General features: G+C 68.2%; 10 protein-coding genes and 2 pseudogenes. 4 read left to right on the top strand and 8 right to left on the bottom strand.

What is annotated here, in order from left to right; all coding sequences use genetic code 11:
- Positions 1-18: 18 nt before the first annotated feature.
- From OHA88_RS42365 to OHA88_RS42350, 4 genes and pseudogenes are all read right to left on the bottom strand, one after another.
- Positions 19-177 (bottom strand): annotated as a pseudogene (locus OHA88_RS42365) (transposase); the annotation flags it as partial.
- A gap of 4 nt (positions 178-181) precedes the next feature.
- Positions 182-739 carry a DUF6896 domain-containing protein gene (locus tag OHA88_RS42360; RefSeq protein WP_425901519.1) on the bottom strand — a complete coding sequence of 186 codons (558 nt, stop codon included), beginning with the start codon at positions 737-739 and terminating at the stop codon, positions 182-184.
- 138 nt (positions 740-877) lie between these two features.
- The gene (locus tag OHA88_RS42355) at positions 878-1,195 is read right to left on the bottom strand and encodes a hypothetical protein (protein ID WP_328629513.1); all 318 of its coding nucleotides are present in this window, start codon (positions 1,193-1,195) and stop codon (positions 878-880) included.
- Positions 1,196-2,073: 878 nt separating this feature from the next.
- The gene (locus tag OHA88_RS42350) at positions 2,074-2,214 is read right to left on the bottom strand and encodes a hypothetical protein (RefSeq protein ID WP_328629512.1); all 141 of its coding nucleotides are present in this window, start codon (positions 2,212-2,214) and stop codon (positions 2,074-2,076) included.
- Between the two features lie 400 nt (positions 2,215-2,614).
- On the opposite strand from OHA88_RS42350, the pseudogene OHA88_RS42345 reads away from it, so the two are divergent.
- A pseudogene (locus OHA88_RS42345) lies at positions 2,615-3,481 on the top strand (aldo/keto reductase family oxidoreductase); the annotation flags it as partial.
- Between the two features lie 357 nt (positions 3,482-3,838).
- Here the strand turns inward: OHA88_RS42345 and OHA88_RS42340 are convergent.
- Complete coding sequence (locus OHA88_RS42340) at positions 3,839-6,277, bottom strand: SpoIIE family protein phosphatase (RefSeq protein WP_328629511.1); 2,439 nt, start codon at positions 6,275-6,277, stop codon at positions 3,839-3,841.
- Positions 6,278-6,665: 388 nt separating this feature from the next.
- Here OHA88_RS42340 and OHA88_RS42335 point away from each other — a divergent pair, with 388 nt between their 5' ends.
- Positions 6,666-6,953 (top strand): DUF1905 domain-containing protein, encoded by a 288-nt coding sequence (locus OHA88_RS42335; RefSeq protein WP_328629510.1) that lies wholly within the window; start codon positions 6,666-6,668, stop codon positions 6,951-6,953.
- A gap of 190 nt (positions 6,954-7,143) precedes the next feature.
- On the opposite strand, the gene OHA88_RS42330 is transcribed toward OHA88_RS42335, so the two are convergent.
- Entirely contained in the window at positions 7,144-7,284 is a 141-nt protein-coding gene (locus OHA88_RS42330) for a DUF6234 family protein (RefSeq protein WP_328629509.1), read from the bottom strand.
- Positions 7,285-7,687: 403 nt separating this feature from the next.
- On the bottom strand, positions 7,688-7,891 hold the full coding sequence (locus OHA88_RS42325) for a cold-shock protein (RefSeq protein WP_267007393.1): 204 nt from the start codon (positions 7,889-7,891) through the stop codon (positions 7,688-7,690).
- 765 nt (positions 7,892-8,656) lie between these two features.
- On the opposite strand from OHA88_RS42325, the gene OHA88_RS42320 reads away from it, so the two are divergent.
- Positions 8,657-9,472: a DUF899 domain-containing protein gene (locus OHA88_RS42320; RefSeq protein ID WP_328629508.1), complete on the top strand. Its 816-nt coding sequence runs from the start codon at positions 8,657-8,659 to the stop codon at positions 9,470-9,472.
- A gap of 193 nt (positions 9,473-9,665) precedes the next feature.
- Here the strand turns inward: OHA88_RS42320 and OHA88_RS42315 are convergent, their stop codons facing one another.
- Positions 9,666-10,100 (bottom strand): MarR family winged helix-turn-helix transcriptional regulator, encoded by a 435-nt coding sequence (locus OHA88_RS42315; protein ID WP_328629507.1) that lies wholly within the window; start codon positions 10,098-10,100, stop codon positions 9,666-9,668.
- Between the two features lie 113 nt (positions 10,101-10,213).
- Between OHA88_RS42315 and OHA88_RS42310 the strand changes: the two genes are divergently transcribed.
- Complete coding sequence (locus OHA88_RS42310) at positions 10,214-11,341, top strand: NADH:flavin oxidoreductase (RefSeq protein WP_328629506.1); 1,128 nt, start codon at positions 10,214-10,216, stop codon at positions 11,339-11,341.
- The last annotated feature ends 366 nt before the right edge of the window (positions 11,342-11,707 follow it).

Raw genomic sequence — 11,707 nt, 5'->3', positions numbered from 1 at the left:
TATCGCCGGGGGCCGCCCCGGACGGACGTCTCTCCAGGCAACACCCTTGCGGAGGGCGTAGACGATTCCGGCCGGCGCCACGCGGTCAGGCACCCGGAGCCGACCAGCGCGCCGGTACCTGCGCTCGGGTGGCTTCGGCAGCAGCGGGGCTATGCGCTCCCAGAGGTCATCGGACACAAGCTCATCGGACACCCCGCGGACTCTGCTCGTCAGGGCCGCCGACAGCCACCCGACACGCCGGTCTCATGCTTGAAGCCTTGGATTCGGCCACGCTGAACCACCCCGGGCGCACGTCGGCCAGCAGGGGCTTCAGCGACTCCACTGCGGACCGCAGGTCCTGATCCGTGGGGTTATGAGGCTGAGGCAAACTCTGCCCGTAGCAGCGCAGCCGCCAGAGGTCGAAGATCTCGGTCCCGTCGGCCGCGAAGTCCACGTCAATCTCGGTGCCGTTGTGGCTGGTGAAGAGGCAGCCTGCTCCGTGGACCCGGTAGGAGTAGGTGCCGATCTCACCGTCCCGGCTGATCCGGTGCGAACGGACCAGGCCGAGCACGTCCGCTGGCTGTTCAAGCGGGGGGATCGCCACCCTCATGGCCTCACCAACCGCGTTGAGAGCATCGATGTAACCGATCACAAGGTCACGCGCTGTTGGCGCGTGCGGCCCTCCCGCAGCAGAAGCCCGACCCCATACTGCCTCCCCCGTCCACGCTCGAAACGATTGCTCCACGTGGGCTTCCGACATCTCCGTAGAACGGCATTCCGAAACGAGCAGTCAGCCGGACGGGCCAACTACAACGCTCGGCCACACGCGTGACTGACATCGCACAGCCGAAATACCGCCGACAAGACCCCGCAGACCATCAACCCCTGGTGTCTGTGGTCAGAATTCGCGGTCGATGCCCGTCACGGCGGCCGGCCCCAGCGGGGCATCGTCCTGTGAGAAGCCGCTATCCCTCAGCGCGCTGGAAACCAGACGTACTGCCAACGCCTCGGCGCCCGCCCGACTGTCGGCCTCGACTTCGATCCTGACGGAAAACGTACTTCCCTCACCGACTGTCAGAAGGTTCAACTCCTCACTCTCCCCCAGGTCGGTGTTCTTCGGATCCCGAGGGCGCAGCCTGCGTTCCATAGCGGTGCGTGAGGCATCGGTGACGCCGTGGACGAACGTACCGGGAACAGTGATGACATAGGTGGTCACAGGAACTCCTTACACGGACACCCCTGCCATGCAGGGTGCATCCGGCCTGATGAGGGGCTGTGGTCACTCTCCTGAGTGACGGCCAGTCAGCACACGTGCCTTTGCTGGCACTTGTACCGCCTAGCCGTCCCTGCCTTCAAAAATGCGCCGCGCAGCGGCCCCCTCGTCCTCAACCACTCCACGCCGATCCGACAACTCCAGCACCTTCCCACAGTTCTCACACAACTCCCCCTCCCCCGCAGGCGTGCCACACGCCTTACAGGACTGCTGCCCCTCCGTTTTCTCCGCCATGACTCCTCCACTTCATCGAACAAGCTGTAATCGCCGCGTACCCCACAAGACCCATCGGAACCCGAGCAGCTCAGAGCTCCACACTCCGAATACGAACAAGGCGGGAACCCGCCGGCGCCCGCATTCCTGACCCGCCACACCCCCCGGCCGCCCCAGGACCACAGGGCCCCCGCCCAGCCGCGCCGGTTCCTCGCGCCCCTGCTGCCCCAGAGCACGGGCGGCCTCGCGCTCCTGACGGCACCGCTCCCTGCTCACGTCGCACTCGTCTTCCTTTCCCATGCTGGTGAGAGCGGCGCTGATCGGCTGCCACTGGCTGCAACCGAAGCGCCACCGCACCGGCCCATGAGGTTCATGGGAGCGCAGCCGGTCGATGTGGGTGGCGATAACGACGAGGACTGCGTCATCCAGGCGGCCACCACCCGCCCCACCAAGATCGGCCAGCCCGACCACCGCTGACTGATCCTCAGACTCGCCGCCTGCCTGCGACACGGCATACGCTTCCAGCACACGGCGGCTAACCCATCGCTCGCTCTCGTGTGGCTGCAGCCTCTTCGTCCAGGCGCCTTTCAACGTTGTGAATCCTCCTCCTAGACATCACGCTGCGGGCGTGCTGTCATGCGACTAATGAACTCCTCCCGTGTCCACACCCGCCCGCGTTCCCTCAGGTTCAGCTCGTCGTAGAGGTCATGAATGCGCAGGGCGCGGCGCTGGAGTTCGTTGAGGTCCATGCCCCAGCCATTCCCCAGCCGCCCAGCGCGATCTCCCGCCAGGGTCCGGGCCCGGGTCGCGTGTGCCGGAGAGCTACGAATCGGCGCGCGCACTGGCCGCATCCTTGCGGCGTCCGGGCCATGTCCCGGTGAAGGCGTCCGACGACGACGTTGTGGAGTACCTCAACTGCACGATGGAAGCGGGCGGCCACCACTGCGGATGCCCGCCGGCCGGCCTGGCAGCTTCGCCGGCTCCGGCAACGCCCAGGTGGGCGTCGTCGTCACTGATCTCGCCTCTCACCCTTGGGTTGGTTACGCACTTTTGGGTGCCTACTTCCCGAAAGGAAGTAGGCCTCCGACACTGGTGCAAGGGGGCCGGAGACACCACCCCTGACAAGAAGCGAAAAGCACTGCGACGGACACGTCCTCCACACCTCTTCCCGGCGGAACCTGGACGCTGGGTGACTCGACCGTCACCCGGTTCGGCTACGGCGCGATGCAGCTCGCCGGCCCGTGGGTCATGGGGCCGCCCGCCGACCACGACGGCGCCCTGGCCGTCCTACGCGAGGCAGTCAGCCTCGGGATCACTCACATCGACACCAGCGACGCCTACGGACCGCGCATCACGAATGAGCTGATCCGCGAAGCGCTACACCCGTACCCGGACTCGCTGTTGATCGCCACCAAGGTGGGCGCAACCCGCGACGCACAGGGCGGCTGGCCCGCGGCCCGGCGCCCTGAAGACCTGCGCAAGCAGGTCCACGAGAACCCCGAATCCCTCGGAGTCGAGGCCCTCGACCTGGTCAACATGAGCATGGGCGACGCTGAGGGCCCCCAGCCCGGCTCGATCACCAAAGCATTCGAGACGCTCGTCGACCTCCAGCGAGAGGGTCTCATCCGCCACCTCGGCGTCAGCAACGTCACCTCGGAGCAGGTCGCCGAGGCACGCGGCATCGCCCCGATCGTGTGCGTGCAGAACATGTACAACCTTGCCCACCGCCACGACGACGACCTCGTAGACCACCTCGCCGGCGACGGCATCGCCTACGTGCCGTTCTTCCCCCTGGGAGGCTTCACGCCGCTACAGTCCGAGGCCCTCTCGCAGGTCGCGAGCCGGCTGGAGGCGACGCCGATGTCGGTGGCGCTCGCCTGGCTGATGCAGCGCTCGCCGAACCTCGTGCTCATCCCCGGTACCTCGTCCACCGCCCACCTGCGCGAGAACATCGCAGGCGCCGGGCTCTCCCTCTCCGACGAGGATGTGGCCGAACTGGACAGCATCGGCCACTGAACAACACACAGGTCGCCGACCGAGACCAGGCAGTTTCGCTCGGATGCGTCGGCGGCGCGGCCCAGAGGGATGCTCTTCGGCCCGGACAGGTCCTCGGATAGGCCTTGCGGCGCGGCTGAGTCATCATGAGGGCACTGATACGGCCTGGAGTTGGGGTCGGACATCGCTCGTCCGGGCGATGTGACGGTAACCGATACTCGCAATTTCGAACCGAACAGGAGCTGTCTCCGCAAAGCAGGTTGAACAGATGCCGGATGGGGACATGGCTCAAGCGTGTTCTGCGTCAAAGCCACTATCAACTCGGTTCAGGCACACGTAAAACAGCCAAACCTGCATGTCAGTAACATGAACGTCCTCTCACAGCCCACTCGATACTTCGAGAGGAGAGAGAGGCTGTTCGGCCCAGATGGTCTTGCCGTCGCGGCCGTAGCGGGTACCCCAACGGGAGGCGAGCTGAGCCACCAGGAACAGGCCGCGGCCGCCCTCGTCGTGGACGCGCGCCCGCCGCAGGTGGGGAGCACTGAGGCTGCCGTCGGAAACCTCACAGATGAGGGCTTCGGCGTGGATGAGGCGCAGCCCGATGGGGCCGCGGGCGTACCGGATGGCGTTGGTGACCAGTTCACTGACGATGAGTTCGGTGGCGAAGGCGAGCGGTTCCACGTCCCAGTCGGCAAGCTGACGTGTGGTGAGATCGCGGGCCTGGGCCACCTGGGCCGGGTCGGCCGGCAGCTCCCAGGAGGCGACCCGGTCTGCCGCGAGGGCACGGGTGCGGGCCAGGAGCAGGGCCGCGTCGTCGGATCGGCGCTCCGGCACCACGGAGGTCTCCACGGACTCGCACAGCTGCTCCAGCGACCGGCTGGGGTCGGCCACGGTGCGGGCCAGCCGCTCGAGCCCGATTTCGGCATCCTGTTCGGCGGCCTCGATGAGGCCGTCCGTGTACAGCGCGAGGAGCGTGCCCTCGGCGAGCTTGCGCTCGGCAGTTTCGAAGGGGAGGCCGCCCAGGCCCAGGGGCGGGCCGGGCGGGATGTCCTCGCAGAACTCCACTGCACCGTCGGGCTGCACCAGAGCGGGTGGAGGATGGCCTGCGCGGGCGAAAGTGCAGACGCGGGAGATGGGGTCGTAGACGGCGTACAGACAGGTGGCGCCCTCACAGTCGGGGTCCTCCTGGGCAAGGCGGATGACGAGGTCGTCGAGCTGGGTGAGGATCTCGTCGGGGTCCAGGTCCAGGTCGGCCAGGGTGTACACGGCGGTGCGCAGCCGTCCCATGACAGCCGCGGCGTGCAGGCCGTGGCCGGTGACGTCCCCGACGACAAGGGCCACGCGGGCTCCGGACAGCGGCAGGACGTCGAACCAGTCCCCACCGGCTCCGGCGTGGGCGGCGGCGGGCAGATAGCGGTGGGCCGTCTCGACGGCGGGGTAGTCGGGCACCTCGTGCGGCAGCAGGCTGCGCTGCAGGGTCAGGGCGGTGTTGTGCTCCCGGGTGTAGCGGCGGGCGTTGTCCACGCACACTGCGGCACGGGACGAGAAGTCCTCGGCCAGGGCCATGTCCCCCTCGTCGTATGGCTGAGGTTCCCGGTTGCGGCCGAAGACGGCCACCCCCAGGGTGATCCCGCGGGCCCGCAGCGGCACCACCATGAGCGAATGGGCCCCCACCTCGCGGGCCTTCTCGGCGGTTTGCGGGTCGGAGGCGTACCACTCGTCGGTCTCCAGCCGCCGCACCAGAACCGACTGCCCGGTGGCCAGGCACCGCACCTGGGGGGTGCCCGGGTGGAAGGCCACCGCCTCCCCCACCGCGTACAGGGCCTCTGAGGCGTCCTCGTGGATCGAGCTGATGCCCGACCTGCGAAGCAATACCTGCCCGCTCACCGGCCCGGGAGCCGGTTCCTCGCCCCGCACCGTCGCCTCCAGCAGGTCGACAAGAACGAAGTCCGCGAGCTCGGGAACGGCTGCATCCGCCAGTTCCTGCGCGGTGTGCACCACGTCCAGGGTGGTGCCGATGCGCGTCCCGGCCTCGGTCAGCAGGGCCAACCGCCGCTGGGCCCAGTAGCCCTCGGTGACATCGACGCAGATCTGGCACATCCCCAGAACACGGCCGGCCGGGTCGGTCAGCCGGAAGGAGGAACCGGACCACACGTGCTCGCGGTCCGGGTCCGATGGACCTTGACCGCGCACCTGGAAGTCGAGCACAGGCTCGCCGGTGTCCCGCACCCGGCGCAGGACCTCCTCGATGCCCTCGACGTTTACCCACGGTGTGACTTCACCGATGCGCCGGCCGATGAGGCGCGCCGCGGGGACAGCGCTCCCGCGCTCCATCGCAGCGTTCACCCATCGGTACCGCAGCTCGCTGTCCACGACGATGATCCGGATCGGGGACTGGCTGAACAACGCCTGAAGGATCGCCCGATCGACCTCCTCCTGCCCCACCTGCCGGGCGTCGAAGGCGCTGAGCGACCAGCCGGCCTGGCCCTCCCGGCAGTGCACCGGGCGCACGCGTAGCGCGATGCGCACTGCACGCCCGTCGTGGTGCTTCATGGCCACCACGCCGTCCCAGCCCTGCCCATCTGCATGCCGCTCACGCGCGGCCAGCGCCGCTTCCCGGCCCTCGGGGGCGGCCAGCAGATCCGCCGCGAGCGTGCCACAGACCTCGTCCGCCGAATATCCGAGCAGCGCCTCCGCCTCCATGCTCCACAGGGAGATCCTCCCCCTGCCGTCCACAAACGCGGTGGCCGTGTACGGCCCGTGCAGCGGGTCTCCCAATCGTGCGCCGAGGCCCTCGGAAACGTTGGGTACGCTCATCGGCACCAGCCCATCCCTGGCCTCTCCCCGTCCATCCATGATAATGACGCGGGCCATGCCGCACCCCTTGAGGCCCGATCTACCGGACGATGACGGGCTGCGCGGGCCTGGCCCCCAGAGAGGTGCCCGCTGAACTGGGATGGCGGGCGTCCCTGCGCAACCATCAGGCCCCGTCGCGCAGCCCCGGCCAACCGGCGTGAGCACTTTCAGCCGGACCCAGACCCCTGGGTCTCCCGATCGTACGGAGGACCGGAATCAACCCGCCGACAAGGTGCGGAGCACTTCACTCGGCGGATTGGGCGTTGCCGGAGCATCCGTCATAAGTAACTCCAGGTAGCTGCATGTACGCTGACCAGGATCTGGCCCTCCTGATGAACGGACCGACGTGATGAGAGTCGTGTTCACCGGACACGTGATCGAATGGCGTGGGCCTTCACCGTTCTACTTCGCCACCGTGCCCGAGGAACAGTCCGCCGACGTCCGCGAGGTGGCTGTCATGGCGACGTACGGCTGGGGCGTGATCCCTGTCGAGGCCCGCATCGGCGAGGTCACTTTCACGACGTCGCTCTTCCCCAAAGACGGCGGCTATCTGCTGCCACTCAGGAAGGCTGTACGCAAGCCACAGGGTCTCTCGGCAGGTGACGACGTGGCCGTGGAGATGACCGTCCGTCTCTGACACCGGGCGTCGCTCGGCCGGTCACCTCGACAGGTCGCGCTGCCCACGTCGGCTTCCGCTCAAGGCCTCGATGGCGCTCGGCAGCAACCACCGGGGCACTCACCTCGCCGCCTCAAGTGCCCACCCGCCACATGGACTACTCCTTGCCTCAGTTGGCGAGTGCGCATCCGAGTCGGCGGGGCTCAGCGACTCATCGGCAGGTCCAGCTGCCGCTGTAGCAGGGCGAGTCACCGACGTTCGGGGTAGGCGCAGGGCCCGGGTGGGTGCGGTCGTATTCGTGCTGCGAGAGCACCAGCAGCAAGGTCAGCGTTCCGGCTGCGACGAGTTGCATGCCGTCACCGAAGCTCTTCCATACAAACGGGGGCCTCGACAATGAACGGCCCACAGCCAGTGGCAACGTCCGAGGCAGAGACGTGTTGCTCGACCAGGGCCACCTGCGTCGAAGCGGAGGTTCGGGGAGTAAGTACGTCAAGGCCACACCTTGCCGGGCCGGTCGCAGGGTGCGCATGAGCACGCGCACTCAGCCGATCGCCCGCCTCAAAGCTCCCACCCTCGAACTCGGCATCATCGTGTCCACACACCCGGTTCTGGAGCAGCGTGGAAGGCGGCCTTGTCGACGCCGATATGGCACTGAAGCACGCCCACTGACAGCCGGTGAGGCGTAGGTGGTGTCGGACTCCCCACGAGGCTCCCGGAGTCTGCGCTCCGGGAGCCTCGTGGTGTCCAGTCGCTGGTCAGGCGACCGTGATGTTCTCCGCCTGCGGGCCCTTCTGGCCCTGGGTGACGTCGAAGGTCACGGCCTGGCCTTCCTGGAGCTCACGGAAGCCGTTTGCGTTGATGTTGGAGTAGTGCGCGAAGACGTCCGGCCCACCGCCGTCCTGGGCGATGAAGCCGAAACCCTTTTCCGAGTTGAACCACTTGACGGTTCCGCTGGCCATGCTCGTGCCTTCCAGTCGATATCGGATCCGCACCACGCGGACCCGGAGGTGATCGCCCTGGTCTCGCACTGCACAGCAAAACGCCCACGCCAGGGCGCGGGCAGGAACTGCGAACCACGACATCTGGCAACAACGCTACACGGCGAAACCGGCCCGCACCAGAGAGCAACGACCATGATCCGGGCCCGGGTCGCCCGAGCCGGATAGCTACGGTCGGCGCGCCCAGTGGGCGCACCCGCCCTCGCGGCGCCCGGGCCATCCACCATCGTCCGGCGCTGCCGGATCCGCACAGGATCATCGTCTTACCGAGGTGCGGACCGCTCTCGCGTTGAACTCCCTGTCGTAGAAGCCTCGAGGGCTTCGCCGCAGGCGATTCGAGTTGAAGGCAGACTCGCGCAACGCCGTGCGGAACGGGTCTGCGCCGGTCTCTCGAACACGGGCAGAATCTTGGCGTGGCCGCCGTTTCAGCCGAGCCTCGGGTGTTGCGTTCCGTCGAGACGGGAGGAGCATGGTTCGTCTGCGCGGTTGGGCATCACGTTCAACGCGATGCCGGTGACAGCCGGCCCCCGACCTACAGACATGGCTTCGGAGGGCCGGAGGGCTCCTTGGCGCGTCTGTGAACTTGTCAGCCCGACGTGGTCCGTGCAGGCTCGGCCGAGGACGCCCCCTGCTGCGATGAGTTCCGGCCGGGACGCGAGTCTGTTCTGGTGAGCGTCGTCAGACGTCGTACGACGCTGCCCGGCACGAGACACCACGGAGGACACCATGACGACCGAGCCCGGCAACGCGAGCAGCAACCTCCCCGGCAAGCCGCCAGTCGTCGATCTGGCCACCTGGCAGGCGGCGCGCGAGGAGCTGCTGGTCCGCGAGAAGACGCACACCCGTGAGGGCGACGCCATCGCCGCGGCCCGGCGGCGGCTGCCGATGGTCGAGCTCGACGGCGCGGTCGAGGTCACCGGCGTTGACGGGCCGGTCCCGTTCCTCGACCTGTTCCAGGGTCGCGACGAGCTCGTGGTCTACAAGCACATGTGGTACGACGGCGCGCCGCACCAGGGGCAGTGCGAGGGCTGCACCACCACGGCCTGGCACGTGAAGGACGCCGTCTACCTCAACGCCCGGGGCGTCTCGTTCGCCGTCCTGACCTCGGGCCCGTGGGACGAGGTGGCTTCCTACGTCGAGTTCATGGGTTACACCCAGCCCTGGTACTCGGTGCGGGGCGTGGAGGCGCCGGTCGGCGGAGGAATGGGGCACATCGTCTGTTTCCTGCGCGACGGCGACCGCGTGTTCCTCACCTACTCCACGACGGGCCGTGGCAACGAGCCGGTCAACGGGTCCCTCGGCCTGCTCGACATGACGCCCTACGGCCGGGGCGAGGCGTGGGAGGAGAACCCCGAGGGCCGGCCCGTGATCGGTGATGTCCGCGAGGGGCACCCGTCCGAGGGCCGCCAGGCCTGCTGGTACTGGCGCTCGGACGCCGACGGCGTCGCCACCTGGGGCCCGACCAGCCGGCCGGTGCCGCAGTGGACCCGCCCCGGCGCGATCCCCGTGGTGACCCTCGGCCGCCAGGGTCACCACCACTGACGCGCCTTCGTCGACGGCGCCGGCCGACGGGGCTCGTCGGCGGTGAAGGAGGAAGGTGGCGAGTGGCCGGTGTTCTCGCGCAGCCCCACCCGCGCGTCGGCGACCGAGGCACGGACAGGCCCCGACGGTTACGCGTACCCCTGGCTCAGCTGCAGCGCGGGGACTCTCAACAGGGTCGGCCGACACATCCGGTTCAGGCGGCGGGCTGGGAGATGAAAACTCGTTCCAGCAGGGTGTGCAAGGAGTCCCGCTCCTGGTCGCTGAGCCTGTCCAGGCCCTCCCGCGTAGTGCGCATCTTCGCGCGAATCGCGTCGGCGACGCGCTCGCCCTCGGCTGTGAGGACGACGTTTTTGATGCGCCGATCGGAGGGGCTGGGCTCGCGGCGCACCAGGCCACGCTTCTCCAGCCTGTCGACGATCCCGGTCATGTTGGAGGCGTCGCAGGTCAGGGTGTGGGCCAGGGCGCGCATCGCGGCGGGGCCCCGGCGCAGCACGGTCAGTGCCTTGCCCTGGCTCGCGGTGAGATTCTCGCTCGCTGCCGCGACTGTGAAGTCGCCGTAATAGGCACCGAGGCACACCGAGAGCAGCTCCATGAGCCGGGCCGTGTCGACGCGGGCAGTTCCTGTCATGGGAGTCACTTTACCCAGGAAACTTGACAATCTCAAATATTTATATTTACCGTCTTCTCGTTGCTTGAAGTTATCAACCATCAAAGTCGTCAAGTACTACGAGGAGCACCTCCGTGACCGTCACTGCGACTTCGGCCCCCCGCGCGGCCGAGATCCTGTCCCGGCCCGTCGCGCTGAACGGCCTGACTGTCCCGAACCGCATCGTGATGGCGCCGATGACGCGCATGTTCTCCCCGGGCGGCGTGCCCGGTGAGGACGTGCGGTCGTACTACGCCCGTCGCGCCGCCGCAGGTGTGGGCCTGATCGTCACCGAAGGGACCTACGTCGGCCACGAGTCGGCCGGGCAGAGTGACCGTGTGCCGCGGTTCCACGGTGAGGAGCAGCTGGCGGGATGGGCGAAGGTCGCCGAGGCCGTCCACGCGGCGGGCGGCACGATCGTCCCGCAGCTGTGGCACATCGGCATGGTGCGCAAGCAGGGCGATGCGCCCTACGCCGACGCCCCCGCCGTCGGCCCTTCCGGCATCCGCGTGGACGGCACCGAGGGCACCGGCAGGGCGATGACCCGGCGTGATTTGGACGACGTCATCGGCGCTTTCGTCGACGCTGCCGCAGCCGCCGAGCGCATCGGCTTCGACGGCGTAGAACTGCACGGCGCCCACGGCTACCTCCTCGACCAGTTCCTGTGGGCGGGGACGAACCGCCGTACCGATGCCTACGGCGGCGACCCCGTGGCCCGTACGAAGTTCGCGGCCGAGATCGTGGCCGCGGTCCGCGAGACCGTCTCACCCGACTTCCCGGTGATCTTCCGCTACTCGCAGTGGAAGCAGGAAGCCTACGACGCGAGGCTCGCCCAGACGCCGGAGGAGCTGGAGGCGATCCTGACCCCGCTTGCCGCGGCCGGCGTCGACGCCTTCCACGCCTCCACCCGCCGCTACTGGCTCCCGGAGTTCGAGGACTCGGACCTCAACCTGGCGGGCTGGACCAAGAAGCTCACCGGCAGGCCCACCATCACCGTCGGCTCGGTCGGCCTCGACGGCGACTTCATCCGCGCGTTCGCGGGCGAGGGCGCCGAGGTCGGCAGCATCGACAACCTGCTCGACCGCTTGGAGCGCGACGAGTTCGACCTGGTCGCCGTCGGCCGCGCCCTGCTCCAGGACCCGGAGTGGGCGGCGAAGGTCCTGGCGGGCCGGGTCGACGAGCTGAAGCCGTACGACGCGGCCGCGCTGAAGACGCTGAGCTAGTCCTTTGGCCGGAAAGTTCGCCGGGTTGCCAGGAGAGTGGATGACGTGCGACGACGTAGATCCGCCTCATAGGATCTTGAGCCGAGGCGCGGATGTCGGAGGACGGCGATGGAACAACCGCGGATACGCTCCCGCGTGGTTGAACGCCCGACACGCTGCTCCCGCCTGACGGAGCAGCACTTCCTCCTGAACACGGGGCGGGTCCAGCGTGAACCGGAATGCCCGAAGCGCCTCCGTCAGTACGATGAACCACCCCCTGACCCAGTTATGACGAACAACCACGCCGACTGGAGAGACCACCGCTGACAACCGCCTGCCACCACCGCAGTTCCCATCCTGCCCGGCTGCCGAACGCCGGCCGCTGCT

Source organism: Streptomyces sp. NBC_00353, assembly GCF_036108815.1.
Classification (GTDB): Bacteria; Actinomycetota; Actinomycetes; order Streptomycetales; family Streptomycetaceae; genus Streptomyces.
The sequence above is the reverse complement of the archived record's forward strand: the minus strand, read 5'-3'. Positions and strand labels throughout refer to the sequence as shown.